General features: G+C 74.1%; 8 protein-coding genes. 7 read left to right on the forward strand and 1 reads right to left on the reverse strand.

What is annotated here, in order from left to right; all coding sequences use genetic code 11:
- From RM572_RS05265 to meaB, 7 genes are all read left to right on the forward strand, one after another.
- A partial coding sequence (locus tag RM572_RS05265; RefSeq protein ID WP_311672094.1) for a phosphopantetheine-binding protein occupies positions 1 to 281 on the forward strand: 281 nt, incomplete at its 5' end.
- Between the two features lie 9 nt (positions 282 to 290).
- Positions 291 to 10,601 (forward strand): non-ribosomal peptide synthetase, encoded by a 10,311-nt coding sequence (locus RM572_RS05270; RefSeq protein ID WP_311672095.1) that lies wholly within the window; start codon positions 291 to 293, stop codon positions 10,599 to 10,601.
- Positions 10,602 to 10,689: 88 nt separating this feature from the next.
- On the forward strand, positions 10,690 to 11,103 hold the full coding sequence (locus RM572_RS05275) for a nuclear transport factor 2 family protein (RefSeq protein ID WP_311672096.1): 414 nt from the start codon (positions 10,690 to 10,692) through the stop codon (positions 11,101 to 11,103).
- 118 nt (positions 11,104 to 11,221) lie between these two features.
- The gene (locus RM572_RS05280; RefSeq protein WP_311672097.1) at positions 11,222 to 12,304 is read left to right on the forward strand and encodes a branched-chain amino acid aminotransferase; all 1,083 of its coding nucleotides are present in this window, start codon (positions 11,222 to 11,224) and stop codon (positions 12,302 to 12,304) included.
- 195 nt (positions 12,305 to 12,499) lie between these two features.
- Entirely contained in the window at positions 12,500 to 14,311 is a 1,812-nt protein-coding gene (locus RM572_RS05285; RefSeq protein ID WP_311672098.1) for a methylmalonyl-CoA mutase family protein, read from the forward strand.
- Positions 14,308 to 16,482 (forward strand): methylmalonyl-CoA mutase, encoded by a 2,175-nt coding sequence (gene scpA / locus RM572_RS05290; RefSeq protein WP_311672099.1) that lies wholly within the window; start codon positions 14,308 to 14,310, stop codon positions 16,480 to 16,482. Before RM572_RS05285 ends, scpA begins: the two co-directional genes overlap by 4 nt.
- A gap of 5 nt (positions 16,483 to 16,487) precedes the next feature.
- Complete coding sequence (gene meaB / locus RM572_RS05295; protein ID WP_311672100.1) at positions 16,488 to 17,498, forward strand: methylmalonyl Co-A mutase-associated GTPase MeaB; 1,011 nt, start codon at positions 16,488 to 16,490, stop codon at positions 17,496 to 17,498.
- A 56-nt stretch (positions 17,499 to 17,554) separates the two neighbouring features.
- Here the strand turns inward: meaB and RM572_RS05300 are convergent, their stop codons facing one another.
- Entirely contained in the window at positions 17,555 to 19,102 is a 1,548-nt protein-coding gene (locus RM572_RS05300; RefSeq protein ID WP_311672101.1) for an AbgT family transporter, read from the reverse strand.
- Positions 19,103 to 19,116 lie beyond the last annotated feature (14 nt).

Here is a 19,116-nt window from a genome sequence, read left to right on the forward strand (position 1 = left end):
CCACCACCGGCCGGCCACCCCGCACCCCCCGCGAAGAGATCCTCTGCACCCTCTTCGCCGACGTCCTCGGCCTCGACACCGTCGGCGCCGACGACAACTTCTTCCACCTCGGCGGACACAGCCTGCTGGGAGTCCGGCTCATCAGCCGCATCCGTTCGGCCTGCCGGGCCGAGCTGTCCATCACGTCCCTGTTCGAAGCCCCCACTCCGGCCGCGCTCGCGCTGCGCACGGAGAACGCGGCGAAGGCCCGGCCGGCGCTGCGCCGGCGGGCCCGGTCCTGAGGAGCGTCCATGATCCCGTTGTCGTACGCGCAGCAGCGGCTGTGGTTCTTCAGCCGCTCCGACGACAGTCCCGCCTACAACGTGCCGTTCGCCCTGCGGCTCACCGGGCCGCTGGACCACGCGGCTCTGGCTGCGGCGCTGCACGATGTGCTGACGCGTCACGAGGCGCTGCGGACCGTCTTCCCCGCCCCCGACGGCCAACCCCGCCAGCACATCCTCGACCCGGGCGACCTCCCCTCCGGCCTCCCGACGGTCCGCACGGAGGCCGGTGAGCAGCTGCGGCAGGCCCTCTCCGAGGCGGCGCAGGAGGTGTTCGACCTCGCGACGGAGGTGCCTTTCCGCGCCCGGCTGTTCGAGGTGCGGCCCCGGGAGGAGCACGTGCTGCTGCTGGTGATGCACCACATCGTCAGCGACGGCGGTTCCCTGCAGCCGCTGCTCAGGGACTTGGGCGCCGCCTACACCGCGCGCACCCGCGGCCATGCACCCGGCTGGGACGAACTCCCCGTCCAGTACGCCGACTACACCCTCTGGCAGCAGGAGATGCTGGGGGACGCGGACGACCCGCAGAGCGTGCTCGCCGCCCAGCTCGACCACTGGCACGGGGCGCTCGCCGGCCTGCCGGAGGAGGTGACTCTCCCGGGCGAGCGCCGTCGGCCGGGGGTGCCCAGCCACCGTGGCGGCACCGTGCCGCTGTGCCTCGGTGCGGACGTGCACGCCCGTGTGGTGGAGCTCGCGCGGGAGACCGGCACCACCGTCTTCATGGTCCTCCACGCCGCCCTCGCCGCACTCCTCACCCGCCTCGGCGCCGGCACGGACATCTCCCTCGGCACCCCCGTCTCGGGGCGCGACGACGAGGCGCTGGAAGATCTGGTGGGCTTCTTCGTCAACACCGTGGTCCTGCGCACCGACACCTCCGGCGACCCCTCCTTCCGCACCCTCCTCGACCGCGTGCGGGCCACCGACCTGGCCGCGTACGCCCACCAGGACGTCCCCTTCGACCGTCTCGTCGAGGACCTCAACCCGGCCCGGGCCGCCGGACGCAACCCGCTCTTCCAGGTGATGCTGGTGCTCACGTCCGGCTCCGGCGACGGCGAGAAGATCTCCGCCTTCTCCGGGCTCGACGCGGCGGTGGAGCCGATCGGCACCGGCACGGCGAAGTTCGACCTGACCTTCGGCGTCACGGAGCGGCATGCGGCGGACGGTTCCCCGGCGGGTCTGGACTGGGGGATCGGCTACGCCACCGACCTCTTCGACGCGGCCACCGTGACCGTGCTCGCCCAGCGGCTCCGTCACGTGCTGGAGAGCATGCCGGCCGATCCCGACCGCCGGCTGTCGGAGGTGGACCCGACCACCGCGGAGGAGTCGGCGTCCCTGGAGGAATGGGGCGGTGCGAACGCTCCGGTGGTGCGGCCGGGGACGGTGTGCGGGCGGTTCGCCGAACAGGTGGCCCGGACTCCGGACGCGGTGGCCCTCGTCGACCGGGGCAGGCGGCTGCGGTTCGCCGAACTTCAGGACGAGGCTCACCGGTTCGGCCATCTGCTGCGCGCGCGGGACGTCGGCGACGGCGACATCGTCGCGCTGCACCTCCCGCGCTCCGCGGACCTGGTGACGTGCCTCCTGGGCACCCTGGCGTCCGGCGCCGCCTACACCCTGCTCGACCCGGACTTCCCCGACGCACGGCTGGCCGAAGTGGTGGCGGCGACCCGGCCCGCCCTGATCGTGACGGCGGACGAGGAGCCGTCCTGGCTGGGCGGTTCCACCGCGGCCGTGCTGCGCCTCCCCGACCTGTGGGCGGAGGGCGCGACGCTTCCGGCGACGCCGCCGCGCGCCGGCCTCTCCCCCGACGCTCCGGCGTGCGTCATGTTCACCTCGGGGTCGACCGGCACGCCCAAGGGCGTGGTGGCCCCGCACCGGGCGCTCACGGGCACCCTGTGCGACCAGGACTACGCCCCGTTCGGGCCCGGCGAGGTGTGGCTGCAGTGCGCCCCGGTCTCCTGGGACGCCTTCGCCACCGAACTCCTCGGCCCGCTGATGGGCGGCGCCACGTGTGTGCTGCAGCCGGGCCAGCGCCCGGACCCGCTGCTGATCGCGCAGCTCGCCGAGGAGCACGGCGCGACCGTGCTCAAGGCCTCCGCCGGCCTGTTCAACCTCCTGGTCGACGAGCACCCGGAGATCCTTCCCCGGCTGCGCGCCGCCTTCACCGGCGGTGAGGCCGCCTCGGTGGCTCATGTGGCGCGGCTGCTCGAGGACTTCGGCCACATACGGGTGGGCAACGGCTACGGCCCCGCCGAGAGCATGGGGTTCTCCACCGTCCACACGGCGACCGCCGGGGACGTGGCCTCCGGCAGCGTTCCGGTCGGCCGTCCCGTGCGGGGCAAGCGGGCCCAGGTGCTGGACGGTTCGCTCCGCCGTGTGCCCCCGGGCGTCCCCGGCGAACTCCACCTCTCCGGGACCGGTCTCGCGCTCGGTTACCTCGGCAGGCCGGGGGCCACGGCGGAGCGGTTCGTCGCCGACCCGTACGGCCCTCCCGGCAGCCGGATGTACCGGACCGGGGATCTGGTGCGCTGGCGCCGGGACGGCGTGCTCGAATACCTCGGCCGGACCGACGACCAGGTCAAGATCCGCGGCTTCCGCGTCGAGCCCGCGGAGGTCCAGGCGGCGCTGACCGCGCATCCCGGTGTCCGGCAGGCGGTGGTGCGCATGCGCGAGGACCGTCCCGGCGACCCGCGCCTGGTCGCCTACGTCGTGCCGCACGGCGGGGACCTTCCGCCGGACCTCGCCGGGCACGCGGCCGAACGGCTGCCCGCCCACCTCGTCCCCGCCGCGTACGTCGCACTCGAGAAGCTGCCCCTCACCGCGAACGGCAAGCTGGACCACCGTGCGCTCCCGGCGCCCGACTACGCGGCGCCCCGCACCGGGCGGGCGCCGCGGACGGCGAGGGAGGAGATCGTCTGCGGCCTCTTCGCGGAGGCCTTGGGCCTGGACGCGGTCGGGGCGGAGGACGACTTCTTCGCCCTCGGCGGGCACTCGCTGCTCGCGATGCGGCTGCTGAGCCGGGCCCGGGCAGCGCTGGGCGTCGAGCTGACCGTCGGCGACCTGTTCCGGATGCCGACTCCCGCGGCGCTTGCCGCGGGCGCCCGGACCACCGGGCCCGCCCGGCCGCCGCTGCGCCCGAGGGAGCGGGGCGGCGCACTGCCGCTGTCGTACGCGCAGCAGCGGCTGTGGTTCCTCACCGACTCCGAGGACGGCGGCACCACCTACAACTCGCCGTACGCCCTGCGGCTGCGGGGGCGCCTGGACGCCGACGGTCTGGCCGCGGCTCTCGCGGACCTGACCGCCCGTCACGAGGTGCTGCGCACCGTCTTCCCGCAGACGGACGGGGTGCCGCGCCAGGAGGTGCTGCCGCCCGGCGCGTGCCCGCTCCCGGTGGAGGAGTGTTCCCGCGAGCGCCTGGCGGCCAGGCTTCACGAAGCCGCCGGCCGGGTGTTCGACCTGGCGTCCGAGCCCCCGTTCGCGGCCCGGCTGTTCCGTTCGGCGCCGGACGACCACGTGCTGCTGCTGGTGCTGCACCACATCGCCAGCGACGGCTGGTCGCGCGAGGTGCTGCTCCGCGACCTGGGCACCGCCTACACCGCCCGCAGCAACGGCCGGTCACCGGACTGGGACGCGCTCCCCGTCCAGTACGCCGACTACACCCTCTGGCAGCGCGAACTCCTCGGCGACCCCCACGACCCCGACAGCCTTCTCGCCACCCAGCTCGACCACTGGCGCCACACCCTCGCCGGCCTGCCCGAGCAGATCGACCTGCCGGCCGCCGGAAGCGGGGCGGAGCCGCGGGACCGGCGGGGCGCGGTGGTGAACGCCGAGATGTCCGCCGCCACCCACGCCCGTGTGGTGGAGCTCGCGCGGGAGACCGGCACCACCGTCTTCATGGTCCTCCACGCCGCCCTCGCCGCCACCCTCACCCGCCTCGGCGCCGGCACCGACATCCCCCTCGGCACCCCCGTCGCCGGACGCACCGACCAAGCCCTCGACGACCTGGTGGGCTTCTTCGTCAACACCCTCGTCCTCCGCACCGACACCAGCGGCAACCCCACCTTCCGCACCCTCCTGAACCGCGTACGCGACACCGACCTCACCGCCTACGCCCACCAGGACCTCCCCTTCGACCGTGTCGTCGAGGACCTCAACCCGGCCCGCGCCGCCGGACGCAACCCGCTCTTCCAGACCATGCTCGTCCTGCAGAACGAGCAGGCGACCGACGCTCCGGGGGCGCAGCTGGGAGAGCTGACGGCCTCCTGGGAGCCGGTGGGCACCGGCGAGGTCAAGTTCGACCTCACCTTCGCCTTCACCGACCGCCGTGCCGCGGACGGCGCGCCCGCCGGCCTCGCCCTCGGGCTGGAGTACGCCGGCGGCCTGTTCGACCGCGCGGACGCCGCCGCCCTGGCCGCCCGGACGGCCCGGCTGCTGGCTGCCGCTACCGCGGACCCGGACCAGCCCCTCGGCGGGATCGACGTCATGGACACGGAGGAACGCCACCGGACCCTGCACGCGTGGAACGCCACCGACGCCCCGCGGGAGGAGAACCGCACGGTTCCGCAGCGGATCGCGGAGCGCGCCGCGCACACGCCCACGGCCGTCGCCGTGTCCGACGGCACGACGACCGTCGGCTACGCGGAGCTGAACAGCCGCGCCGACCGCCTGGCGCATCTGCTCCTCGGAATCGGCGTCGGAAGGGGCAGCGTCGTCGGGGTGTGCCTGGAGCGCTCCGCGGACATGGTCGTGACCCTGCTGGCCACCCTGAAGGCGGGCGCGGCCTACGTGCCGCTGGACCCGCGACACCCCGCCGACCGGCTGGCGTTCGTCCTGGCCGACACGGCCGCCTCGCTGGTGGTGTCGTGCCGCGACCTCGCGCAGACGTTCGCGGGGACGTTCCCGGAGACGGTGAGCGGTTCCCCCGGGCCCCGCCTCCTGCTCCTCGACGAGGAGGAGGCGCGTCTGCGGGCGCAGCCCCACACCCCTGTGGCGACCGAGGTCGGCGGCGACGACGCGGCCTACGTGATCTACACCTCCGGTTCGACCGGCCGCCCGAAGGGCGTCGTGGTGGAGCACCGGGCTCTCGCGGACCTCGTCGCGTGGCACAACGACCGCTACGCCGTCACCCCGGAGGACCGGGCGGGACAGACCGCGGCGGCGGGGTTCGACGCGGCCGTCTGGGAGGTGTGGCCCTACCTGTGCGCCGGCGCCTCCGTGCACCTTCCCGCCGAGGACGTGCTGGACGATCCCGCGGCTCTCGCGGCCTGGACCGCCGACACCGCGCTGACGCTGTGTTTCCTCTCGACGCCCCGCCTGGAGACCGTGCTGGACGATCCGTCACTGGCGTCCGGCCGGCTGCGGGCCGTGCTCACCGGCGGGGACGCCCTGCGACGGCGGCCCGCGCCGGGACTCCCGTTCCGGGTCGTGAACCACTACGGGCCGACGGAGTGCACGGTGGTCGCCACCGCGGGCGACGTCGCCGCGCGGGAAGCGGCGGACTCCCCCGACATCGGACGTCCCGTGGACAACACCCGCGCCTACGTCCTGGACGAGCGGCTCGGCGCCGTCCCGCCCGGGGTGGTCGGCGAGCTGTACCTGGCCGGCACCGGCCTGGCCCGCGGCTACCTCGGCCGGCCGGGCCTGACCGCCGGGCGTTTCGTCGCCTGCCCGTTCGGCGCCCCGGGCGCGCGCATGTACCGCACCGGCGATCTGGTGCGATGGGGCCGTGACGGCACGCTGCACTTCGCGGGCCGCGCCGACCGCCAGGTCAAGATCCGCGGTGTCCGGATCGAACTCGGGGAGATCGAGGCCGCGCTCGCCTCCCGCCCCGAGGTCTCCCAGGCGGCGGTCGTCGTGCGCGAGGACCGGCCCGGAGACCGGAGGCTGGTCGGCTACGTGGTCGCGCCGGAAGCCTCCACCCGGACGCTGCGCGACCACCTGCGGGACACGCTGCCCGCCGCGATGGTCCCGGCGGACCTGGTGCCGCTCGAGGCGTTCCCGCTGACGGCCAACGGCAAGCTGGACCGTGCGGCCCTCCCCCGCCCGCTCCGCAGCACCGGAACGCGGCGGGCACCGCGGACGCCGCGCGAGCAGATCCTGTGCGACCTGTTCGCCGAACTGCTCGACGTTCCCGACGGGGTGGGCCCGGACGACGACTTCTTCGCGCTGGGCGGCCACTCGCTGCTGGCCGGCCGGCTGATCGCCCGGGCCGGGGCCGCGCTGGGTGCCGGCCTGACGGTCCGTGACCTGTTCCGTGCGCCGACCCCGGCGTCCCTGGCCGGCCTGGCCCTGGGCGCCGCCCCGGCACGGCCGCCGTTGCGGACCGGCGCACGCCCGTCCCGGCTGCCGTTGTCCCCGGCGCAGCGCCGCCTGTGGTTCCTCAACCGGCTGGACGGCGGGACGGCGGCCTACGCGGTGCCGGCGGCCTTCCGGCTGCGGGGCGTCCTGGACCGGCGTGCGCTCGAACAGGCGCTGGGCGACGTGGTGTCCCGGCACGAGGCGCTGCGCACCGTCTTCCCCGAGGAGGCGGGGGAACCGCATCAGGTCGTGGTGGCGGCGGACGCCGCCCGCCCGTCGCTGGACGTGTCCGGGGTGGCGGGGAGCGGCTGGCGGGAGGTGGTCGACGCACTCGTCGCACGCCCCTTCGACGTCACGTGCGACCTGCCGTTCCGGGCCGCGCTGGTGGAACGGGCCCCCGAGGACCACGTGCTGGTGATGGTGATGCACCACATCGTCAGCGACGGCTGGTCCTTCGGGCCGCTGCTCCGCGACCTGTCCGACGCGTACGCCGCGCGGGCGGCCGGGCGGGAGTCGCAGGGGCGTCCGCTGCCGGTGCAGTACGCCGACTACGCCCTGTGGCAGCGGGAGGTGCTGGGCTCCGAGGACGACCCCGGGAGCGTGTGCGCCGGGCAGCTCGACCACTGGCGCCGCGCGCTCGCGGGTCTGCCGGACGAACTGGCGCTGCCCGCGGACCGGCCGCGTCCGGCCGTGGCGGACCACGGCGCGGGACTGGTGTCGGTCGAGTGGGACGCCGCGCTGCACCGCTCCGTGGCGGAGCTCGCCCGCGCCCACGGGGTGACCCTGTTCATGGTCGCCCACGCGGCGCTCGCCGCGCTGCTGACGCGGCTCGGGGCGGGCACCGACGTGCCCGTGGGCACGCCGGTGGCGGGCCGCACCGACCCGGCCCTGGACGACCTGGTCGGGTTCTTCGTCAACACCCTGGTGCTGCGCGCCGACACGGACGGGAACCCCCGCTTCCGGGAGCTGCTGGAGCGGGTGCGGGAGACCGACCTCACCGCCTTCAGCCACCAGGACCTGCCGTTCGAGCGGCTGGTGGAGGAGCTCAACCCCGCGCGGTCGCTCGCCCGGCATCCGCTGGTGCAGGTGCTGCTGGTGCTGCAGAACACGGGGTCCGCGCCGCTGGACCTGCCGGGCGTGCGCGTGGAGGACGTGCCGGTCTCCGGCAACGGCACGTCCTTCGACCTCACGGTCGGCCTGCGCGAACGCCACAGCGCCGACGGCGCACCGGCCGGCATCGAGGCGGGCGTCGGCTACCGGGCCGATCTCTTCGACCACGCCACCGCGGCGGGCATCGCGGAGCGGCTGCGGCGGCTGCTGGCCGCCTTCGCGGCCGACCCGGACCTGCGGCTGTACGACGTGGACCTGCTGGGCGAGGACGAGGCCCGCGCCCTGCACGACGGGAACGCCACGGCGCACGAGGTCGCCGGCACCACGCTCCCGGCCCTGTTCGCCGCGCAGGTGCGGCGCACTCCGGACGCCGTCGCGGTCGTCTTCGAGGACGAGACGCTGACCTACCGGGAGCTGGACGCCCGTGCGGACGATCTCGCCCGCCGGCTGCGCCGCCGCGGCGCCGGGCCGGAGGGGTGCGTCGCGGTCGCCCTGCCGCGGTCCCTGGACCTCGTCGTGGCGCTGTACGCCGTGCACAAGGCCGGGGCCGCCTACCTGCCCGTCGATCCGGACTACCCCCGCGACCGGGTGGCGGCCATGCTGGCGGACGCGGCCCCCGTCGTGCACCTGACGCCGGGGACGCTGCGGGAGCTGCGCGACGAGGCGCCGTCGTCGTCCGCCCTGACGGTCGTGACGCCGCGTCACCCGGCGTACGTCATCTACACCTCGGGGTCCACGGGGCGGCCCAAGGGGGTGACCGTCCCGCACGAGGCCATCGTCAACCGGCTGTGCTGGATGCAGCACGCCTACGGGCTGACGGCCGGTGAGGCGGTGCTGCAGAAGACGCCGTCCAGCTTCGACGTGTCGGTGTGGGAGTTCTTCTGGCCGCTGACCGTCGGCGCGACCCTGGTGGTGGCCCGGCCGGGCGGCCACCGGGAGCCGGAGTACCTCGCCCGGCTGGTGCGGAGCCGTGGGATCACCACGCTGCACTTCGTGCCGTCGATGCTGGAGGCGTTCCTCGCCGAGCCGGAGGCGGCGCACTGCCCGTCGCTGCGGCGGGTCGTGTGCAGCGGGGAGGCGCTGCCGACCGCCCTCGCGGAGCGCTGTGCCCGCGTGCTGGGGCCGTCGGTGGAGATCCACAACCTGTACGGGCCCACCGAGGCGGCGGTCGACGTCACCGCGCACCGCTTCACGGGCGCCGACACCGAGCGCGGCACTCCCACCGTCCCCCTCGGCACGCCGGTGTGGAACACCCGCGTGCATGTGCTCGACCGGTGGCTGCGGCCGGTGCCGCCCGGGGTTCCCGGTGAGCTGTACCTGGCCGGGACGCAGCTCGCCCGCGGCTACCTCGGACAGCCGGCGCTCACCGCCGGACGGTTCGTGGCCGACCCGCACGGTCCCGCCGGGGAACGGATGTACCGCACCGGCGACCTGGTGCGCCGCCACCGGGACGGGGTGCTGGAGTTCCTCGGGCGCACCGACGACCAGGTGAAGCTGCGCGGCTTCCGCATCGAGCCCGGCGAGGTGGCCCAGGCGCTCACCGGCCACCCCGGCGTCCACCGCGCCGCCGTCGTGCTGCGGGAGGACCGGCCGGGCGACCTGCGGCTCGTCGCCTACGTCGTGGGCGGCGAGGACGCGGCGGAGGTGCGCCGGTACGCCGCCGCCACGCTGCCCGCCCACATGGTGCCCGCCGCGGTGGTCCCGGTCCCCGAGATCCCCGTCTCGCCGAGCGGCAAGCTGGACCGTGCCGCGCTCCCCGCACCGCGGTGGGCGACCGACGGGGCGAAGACGCCGCCGCGGGACGCCCGGGAACGGCGGTTGTGCGCGCTGTACTCCGGCCTGCTGGGCACCGAGGTGAGCGGCGTCGACGACGACTTCTTCGCCCTGGGCGGCCACTCGCTGCTCGCGGCCCGGCTGCTGCACGCGGTGCGGGAGGAGTTCGGCGTCGACCCGGGCCTGGGGACGCTCTTCGAGGCCCCGACCGTCGCGGAACTGGCCGCCCGGATCGGCCGGTTGCTGGACGACGGCGGGCAACCCGCGGACGGGACGCGCGCGGCGGAGGGGCTGGACGTGCTGCTGCCGCTGCGCGGCAGGACGGCGCCGGAGCAGGCACCGCTGTTCTGCGTGCACCCCGCCGCGGGCATCGGCTGGGTCTACTCCAGCCTCCTCCGCCACCTCGACGGGGAACGGCCGGTGTACGCCCTGCAGGCCAGGGGGCTGACGGGCGACACGGGCCCGGCGACCCGGCTGGCGGAGATGGTGGAGGACTACGCCGCCCGCATCCGCGAGGTGCAGCCGCACGGGCCGTACCACCTGCTCGGCTGGTCCTTCGGAGGACTGGTGGCCCACGCGCTGGCGACCCGGCTGCAGGGCGAGGGCGAACCCGTCGACCTGCTGGCGGTACTGGACGGCTATCCCGGAACGGGGACGCCGCCCTCCGCAGCGCCCGCCGCCGGCTCCGCGGAGTCCCTGACCGCTCTGCTCGCCTCGCTCGGGCACCGGCCGCCGGACCACGGCCGCACCACGCTCCGGGACGTGGCCGAGCGGCTCGCCGGCGTGGGCCCGCTGGCCGGGCTGGGGCCCTCCGGCGTGGAACGGCTGAGCGAGGTGTTCGCCAACAACCGGGGGCTGCTCGGCGAGTTCGCCCCGGAACGGTTCGACGGCCCGATGGACCTGTTCGTCGCCACGGCCGACAAGACCGCGGACAGCCCCGCGCCGCAGCTCTGGCTGCCGCACGTCGGCGGGCGCCTGGGCGTCCACCGGGTGCCGTGCCGGCACGGCGAACTGGCCCTCCCCGGCCCGGCGGCCCGCATCGGGGAGGTTCTCGCCTCCCGGCTGCGGCAGGTCCCGGCAGGTGCCGTCGGCCGCCCCGGCTGACCGCGCCCGTGCCCGTGCCCGTACGGCCCGCCCCCCGCTCTTCCCCACCCACGACCCACCGGAACACCACACCGAGAAGGAGCCCGACATGACCGTCGTTCACCCCGCACAGCCCGCCGAGGCCCGCGCCGCCGGCACCGAGAGCGCCGGGACCTCCGAGAGCACCGTGCGCCGCTACTACGACCTGGTCGACAGCGGCGACGTCGCCGGCCTCGTCTCCCTGTTCACGCCGGACGCCACCTACCACCGGCCCGGCTACCGGCCGATGGTGGGCCACGAGGCGATGACCAGCTTCTACTCCGGGGAGCGCGTCATCAAGGAGGGCCGCCACACCCTGGACACGGTCGTGGAGCACGGTGCCCGGATCGCCGTGCACGGCGAGTTCAACGGCGTGCTCCGGGACGAGAGCACGGTGAGCCTGCGCTTCGCCGACTTCTTCCAGGTCGCGGGGGACGGCCGGTTCAGCCGCCGCGACACCTTCTTCTTCGCCCCCCTGGTCTGAGCGGGGGGCCTCCCGCCCCTGCGGGCCTCCCCGCACGGCGCCGCGCGTCCCGCACCATCCGCACCACCCGTACCGTCACACATCGGCACGAACCGTCACGAAAGGAAAGGACCTCCGCATGACCCTCACCGCCCCTGAAGGCTCCGTCGCTCCGCCCGTCGCACAGCAGCCCGCCCGTCGCCCGGGCCACGGCGACGCGTTCACCGCGCACATGGTCGCCACCGACTGGACCGCGTCCCGGGGCTGGGCCACTCCCGAGCTGCAGCCCCTGGAGAACCTCAGCCTGCACCCCGGGACACTCGGCCTGCACTACGCGCAGGTGGTCTTCGAAGGGCTCAAGGCGCACCGCCGGGTGGACGGCGGCATGTCCGTCTTCCGCCCCTGGGACCACGCCCGCCGGTTCCGGCGTTCGGCACGCCGGCTGGCGATGCCGGAACTGCCGGAGGAGCTGTTCGTCTCGTCGATCGAGCAGCTGGTCTCGACGGACGAGGGGATGCTGTCCGACGACCCGTCGCACAGCATCTACCTGCGGCCGCTGATGTTCGGTGCCGACGCCAACCTGATGCTGCGGCCCTCGGAGCACTACCGGTACCTGCTCATGGCGTTCGTCGCCGGCGGCTTCTTCGGCCAGGACGTCGAGACCGTCTCGGTCTGGGTCAGTCACGAGCACAGCCGCGCCATCCCCGGCGGCACCGGAAACGTCAAGTGCGCCGGCAACTACGCCGGCTCGTTCGTGGCCCAGCGCGCCGCCCAGGAGGCCGGCTGCCAGCAGGTGGTGTGGCTGGACCCGGTGGAGCGCCGCTGGGTGGAGGAGATGGGGGGCATGAACATGTTCTTCGTCCGGGGCAGCGGACCCGGCGCGGAGATCGTCACGCCGCAGCTGAGCGGTTCGCTGCTGCCCGGCGTCACCCGCGACACGCTGCTGGCGCTCGCCGAGCGGGCCGGCTACACGGCCCGGGAGGAACGCATCAGCCTGGACCAGTGGCGTGACGAGTGCGCCCGCGGCGTCATCACGGAGGTCTTCGCCTCGGGTACGGCGGCCGTGGTGACGCCGGTCGGCGAGGTGCGCGACGAGGGCGGCGACTGGGTCATCGGCGACGGCAGGCCGGGGCCGGTCACCCTGCAGCTGCGGCAGCAGCTGGTCGACCTCCACCACGGCACCCTGGCGGACCCCGACGGCTGGCTGCACCGCATCTCCTGACGTCACCGGGAGCCCGGGTGCCCGGGTGCCGGTGCGGGGCACGTCACCCGTCACCGGCACCCGGGGGAGACCCCGGTGGAACCGGCGCACCTCTCACATCCCGGACCTCCCCGGGTCACACGGACCGGGCTGAGAGAAGAAGGTCACAGCTTGGTCCTCTGCAGTTCCCTAGTCGATCTGTCTTAGCATCCGACCATGACGGCCCCGCCTGACGACCGGCTCGAGCTGGCTTCCGAGTTCCCCGACGTGACCCATGAGCAGTGGCAGCGCCTAGTGGCGGGCGTACTGCGGAAGACGGGCAAGGACGTCGAGGGGGCCGAGGCCGAGAAAGCGCTGTCCACCGCGGTGGAGGACGGCATCGCCACCCTGCCGCTGTACACCGCCGCCGACCCCGCTCCCGAGCCGGGACTGCCGGGGTTCGCGCCGTTCGTCCGCGGCGGCCGGGCCGAGGGGAACACCGTCGGCGGCTGGGGCGTACGGCAGCGGCACGCGGGAGCCGACAACGCCGCGGTGCTCGCGGACCTGGAGAACGGCGTCACCTCGCTCTGGCTCTCGGTGGGCGAGGACGGCATCCCGGTCGACGCACTCGCCCGGGTCCTCGACGGCGTCTACCTCGACCTGGCACCCGTCGCCCTGGACGCGGGCGCCGCGTTCGAGCCCGCCGCGCGGGAGCTGCTGCGCCTCTGCACCGAACAGGGCGTGGCCGGGAACGACGTCCGGGGCAACCTGGGCGGCGACCCGCTGGGCCACCAGGCCCGTACCGGGCAGGAGACCGGCTTCACGGCGGTGACCGCCCTCGCCCGGCAGTGCACCGAGCAGTACCCGCACCTGCGGGCCCTGACCGTCGACGCGATGCCGTACCACGAGGCCGGCGGGTCGGCCGCCCAGGAACTGGGGTGCGCGCTCGCCACCGGGGTGGCCTCCCTGCGGGAGCTGACCGCTGCCGGGCTCAGCGCGGCCGAGGCCTGCGCGCAGCTGGAGTTCCGCTTCGCGGCGACCGCCGACCAGTTCCTGACCATCGCCAAGCTGCGGGCCGCACGCCGCCTGTGGGCGAGGGTGGCGGAGGTCTGCGGGGTGCCGGATGCGGGCGCGCAGGTGCAGCACGCGGTGACCTCGCCGGTGATGATGACGCGCCGGGACCCGTGGGTGAACATGCTGCGGACGACGGTCGCGGCGCTGGCCGCCGGAGCGGGCGGCGCCGACTCCGTGACCGTGCTGCCCTTCGACCACGCGCTGGGGCTGCCGGACGCGTTCGCGCGCCGCATCGCCCGCAACACCTCGACGATCCTCATCGAGGAGTCGCACCTCGCCCGGGTGACCGACCCGGCCGGCGGCTCCTGGTACGTGGAACGCCTCACCGACGAACTCGCCCGCAGGGGCTGGGAGTTCTTCCGGACGATCGAGCGGGCGGGCGGGCAGGCCGCCGCCCTGCGGTCGGGCCGGCTGGCGGAGGAGCTGTCCCGCGCCTGGGAGGCCCGGAGCGGCCGGCTCGCCCGGCGGCGCGAGCCCGTCACCGGTGTCAGCGAGTTCCCGCACCTCGACGAGAAGCCCGTCGTCCGCGACCCCGCGCCCGAACGGCCCGCCGGTGGCCTGCCGCGCGTCCGCCGCGACGACGCGTACGAGGCCCTGCGGGCCCGGTCCGACGCCCACCTGGCGGCCACCGGCCGCCGGCCGCGCGTCTTCCTGGCGACGATCGGCCCGGCCGCGGCCCACACGGCGCGCGCCGGCTTCGCCTCCAACCTGTTCCAGGCCGGCGGCATCGAGCCCGTCACGGAGGTGCCGTTCGAGGAGAGCGGCGCCACCGAGGTCTGCCTCTGCTCCAGCGACGAGCTGTACGAGGAGCGTGCGCAGGCCGTGGCCGAGGAGCTGCGGGCCGCGGGGGCCTCGCACGTGTTCCTCGCCGGGCGCCCCGGGCCGTACCCGGGCGTCGACACCTACGTGCACGCCGGATGCGACGCCGTCGCCGTGCTCTCCGCCGTCCTCGACCGCAGGGAAGAGTCCCGATGAGCATCCCCGACTTCTCCGAGATCGAGCTGGGCTCCCCGACCGCGCACGGCGGCCCGGACGCGTGGCGTACGGCCGTCAAGCAGGCCACCGGCACGGACGATCCGCTGTGGGAGACGCCCGAGGGCATCCCGGTCAAGTCCCTGTACACGGCCGATGACCTGGAGGGGCTGGACTTCCTCGGCACCTACCCCGGCGCCGCCCCCTACCTGCGCGGCCCGTACCCGACGATGTACGTCAACCAGCCGTGGACCATCCGCCAGTACGCGGGCTTCTCCACGGCCGAGGAGTCCAACGCCTTCTACCGCCGCAACCTGGCGGCCGGGCAGAAGGGCCTGTCGGTCGCCTTCGACCTGCCCACGCACCGCGGCTACGACAGCGACCACCCGCGCGTCACCGGGGACGTCGGCATGGCGGGCGTGGCGATCGACTCGATCTACGACATGCGTCAGCTCTTCGACGGCATCCCGCTGGACAGGATGACCGTCTCCATGACGATGAACGGCGCCGTGCTGCCGGTGCTGGCGCTGTACATCGTGGCGGCCGAGGAGCAGGGTGTGCCGGCCGAGAAGCTGGCGGGGACCATCCAGAACGACATCCTCAAGGAGTTCATGGTCCGCAACACCTACATCTACCCGCCGAAGCCGTCGATGCGGATCATCTCCGACATCTTCGCCTTCACCTCCCAGCGGATGCCGCGGTACAACTCCATCTCGATCTCCGGCTACCACATCCAGGAAGCCGGGGCGACGGCCGACCTGGAGCTGGCCTACACCCTCGCCGACGGCGTGGAGTACATCCGCACCGGGATGGCGGCGGGGCTGGACGTGGACGCGTTCGCCCCGCGGCTCTCCTTCTTCTGGGCGATCGGCATGAACTTCTTCATGGAGGTCGCGAAGCTGCGCGCCGCGCGCCTGCTGTGGGCGAAGCTGGTCCGGCAGTTCGACCCGAAGAACGCCAAGTCGCTTTCGCTGCGCACCCATTCGCAGACCTCCGGGTGGTCGCTGACCGCCCAGGACGTGTACAACAACGTCACCCGTACCTGCGTCGAGGCGATGGCCGCCACGCAGGGGCACACGCAGTCGCTGCACACCAACGCCCTCGACGAGGCGCTGGCCCTGCCCACCGACTTCTCCGCGCGGATCGCCCGCAACACGCAGCTGCTCATCCAGCAGGAGTCCGGCACGACCCGGGTCATCGACCCGTGGGGCGGCAGCGCCTACGTGGAGAAGCTGACCCACGACCTGGCGCGCCGGGCCTGGCAGCACATCCAGGAGGTCGAGGAGGCCGGCGGGATGGCGCAGGCGATCGACGCCGGCATCCCCAAGCTGCGCATCGAGGAGGCGGCGGCCCGCACCCAGGCCCGGATCGACTCCGGGCGCCAGCCGGTGATCGGGGTCAACAAGTACCGCGTCGACAGCGACGAGCAGATCGACGTCCTCAAGGTCGACAACTCCTCGGTCCGCGCCCAGCAGGTCGAGAAGCTGCGGCGGCTGCGCGCGGAGCGCGACGAGACCGCCTGCCGGGACGCGCTCGACGCGCTGACCCGGGCCGCGGGCGGTGAGGGCAACCTGCTGGAGCTGGCCGTGAACGCTGCCCGCGCGAAGGCCACCGTCGGCGAGATCTCGGACGCCCTGGAGAAGGTGTACGGGCGCCACGCGAGCCAGATCCGTACCATCTCGGGGGTGTACCGCAACGAAGCCGGCGAGTCCCCGTCCGTGGAGCGCACCCGTGGTCTGGTGGCCACGTTCGAGGAGGCGGAGGGCCGCCGTCCGCGCATCCTGGTCGCCAAGATGGGCCAGGACGGCCACGACCGCGGCCAGAAGGTGATCGCCACCGCCTTCGCCGACCTCGGCTTCGACGTGGACGTCGGCCCGCTGTTCCAGACCCCCGCCGAAGTCGCCCGGCAGGCCGTCGAGGCGGACGTGCACGTCGTCGGCGTCTCCTCCCTGGCGGCGGGGCACCTCACCCTCGTCCCGGCGCTCAAGGAGCAGCTGGCCGAGGAGGGGCGCGAGGACATCATGATCGTGGTCGGCGGCGTGATCCCGCCGCAGGACGTGGAGACCCTGCGGGAGATGGGGGCGGCCGCGGTGTTCCCGCCGGGCACGGTGATCCCGGACGCGGCGTACGACCTGGTGGAGCAGTTGGCGGCCGGCCTCGGACACGACCGCTGAAGCCCATGGCCATCGACCTCGACACGTACGTCAAGGGCGTCCTCGCGGGGAAGCGGGCCGTCGTCGCGCGCGCCATCACGCTCGTGGAGTCCACGCGCCCGCAGCACCGCGCGCTCGCGCAGGAGCTGCTGACCGCGCTCCTGCCGCACAGCGGCCGGGCGCGGCGGATCGGCGTCAGCGGCGTACCGGGCGTGGGCAAGTCGACGTTCATCGACGCGTTCGGCACGATGCTCACCTCGCTCGGGCACCGGGTGGCCGTCCTGGCGGTCGACCCCTCGTCCAGCCGCACGGGGGGCTCCATCCTCGGCGACAAGACCCGCATGGAACGGCTCGCCGTCGACCCTGCGGCCTTCGTCCGCCCCTCCCCCACCGCCGGCACGCTCGGCGGGGTGGCCAAGGCGAGCCGCGAGTCGATCGTGGTGATGGAGGCGGCCGGCTACGACGTGGTGCTGGTCGAGACGGTCGGGGTCGGCCAGTCGGAGACCGCGGTCGCGAACATGGTCGACTCGTTCCTGCTGCTCACCCTGGCCCGTACCGGCGACCAGCTGCAGGGCATCAAGAAGGGCGTCCTGGAACTCGCCGACGTCATCGCCGTCAACAAGGCGGACGGCCCGCACGAACGCGACGCCCGCGCCGCCGGGCGCGAACTGGCGGGCGCGCTGCGGCTGATGCACGGCAAGGACGCGTTCTGGACGCCGCCCGTGCTCAGTTGCAGCGCCCGGGAGTCGACCGGCCTGGACACCGTCTGGGAACGCCTGGAGGAGCACCGGTCCCGGCTGGAGGCGTCCGGCCGCCTGGCGGGGAAGCGCCGCGACCAGCAGGTCGACTGGACCTGGGCGATGGTCCGCGACGAACTCCTCGGCCGCCTCCATGGCGACCCCGAGGTCCGGCGCCTCTCCCCCGCCCTGGAACAGCAGGTCAGGGACGGCGCGCTGACGCCGACGCTGGCGGCCGAGCGCATCCTGCGGGCGCTGGGCGGCCCGGCGCAGGGCGCCGCCGACGACCCGCACGGCTGACCCCGGCCGGGGCTCCGGCGCGGACCGGCCGCACCGGAGCCCCGGGAGCCGGTGGGTCAGGACTGGTGGAGCGCCTCGCCGGGACCGATGGGTATGCCGAGGAGCAGCCAGGCCACGAACAGCAGCATCCAGCCGAGGTAGAACGCCACGGTGTACGGCAGGACCAGCGCGAAGAGGGTTCCCAGACCCGCCCGCCTGTCGTACTGCTGGATGAAGCCGAGCATGATCGCGACGTACGGGCTCAGCGGGACGATGCAGTTCGTCGACGAGTCGGCGATGCGGTAGGCGAGCTGCACATAGGCGGGGTTGACGTCCTGCAGCATGAACATCGGTACGAAGATGGGCGCTTCGATGGCCCACAGCCCCGAACCGCTCGCGATGAGAAGGCTCAGCACGAGGGTGATCAGGCTGAAGCCGACGAGCCCGCCCACACCCGAGACGTCCAGACTCTCCATCAGCTCGGCGCCGTTGACGGCGACCCACAGGCCGAGCCGGCTCCACTCGAAGTAGGCGATGGCCTGCGCCGCCGCGAAGATCAGGACGAGGAAGCCGCCGAGGTTCTTCGCGGCCTCCGCCATGTACCGGGGCACGTCGCCGCTGCTGCGCAGCGCGTTGACGGTGACACCGTAGGCCACCGCCCCCACCACGAACAGCAGGAAGAGCAGCGGGACGATGCCGTCCAGGAGCGGCGACTCGACCAGCGAGCCGCCCTCGCCCCGCAGCGGCGACGAGGACGGAACCACGCAGGCGACGACGAGGAGCAGGTAGGCACCGCTCGCCAGCAGGGCGTTGCGCAGGCCGCGGCGCTGCTCGGGAGTCACCTGGGACCGTTCCAGGGCTGCGGCGTCGTCGTCCTCCTCGTCCTCGGCCCGGTAGGTGCCCAGACGGGGTTCCACGATCTTCTCGGTGACGAACACGCCGATGAGGGTGAGGACCACGACCGAGGCGACCATGAAGTACCAGTTCGCGACCGGGGACACCTCGGCCCCGGAGTCCACGATGCCGGCGGCCTCGGTGGAGATCCCGGACAGCAGAACGTCGGTGCCGGCGACGAAGAAGTTCGCCGAGAATCCGGCGCCGGCCGCGGTGAAACCGGCGGCGAGCCCCGCCAGCGGATGCCGGCCCACCGCGCGGAAGACGAGCGCCGCCAGCGGCGGGATGACGATGAAGGCCGCGTCGGACGCGAGGTTTCCGCAGATGCCGGTGAGGACGACGGCGGCCGTCACCAGGCGGGGCGGCGCTGCCAGGATCACCCGTTTGACGGCCGACTCGATCAGTCCGACCTGCTGGGCGAGGCCGATACCGAGCATCATGACCACCACCAGGCCCAGCGGCGGGAACTGCACGAAGTTGTCGAGCGCCGACGTCAGCATGTAGACGAGGCCGTCACCCGTGAGGAGGCTGCGGACGGGCTCGGTCTCGCCGCTCTCCGGGTTCTCCACGGTGACGTCGAACAGGCTCGTCACACCGGAGGCGACGATGACGAGGAGGGCGAGATGGACGAACAGGATGAACGGGTGGGGGAGTTTGTTGCCGACCCGTTCGATGCCGCCCAGCATTCTGCTGGAGACATCGTTGGCGCGACTTCTCAAGGTGAGCGGCATGGGAACCTTCACTT

The organism is Streptomyces hazeniae, from assembly GCF_031845485.1.
Taxonomy (GTDB): domain Bacteria; phylum Actinomycetota; class Actinomycetes; order Streptomycetales; family Streptomycetaceae; genus Streptomyces; species Streptomyces hazeniae.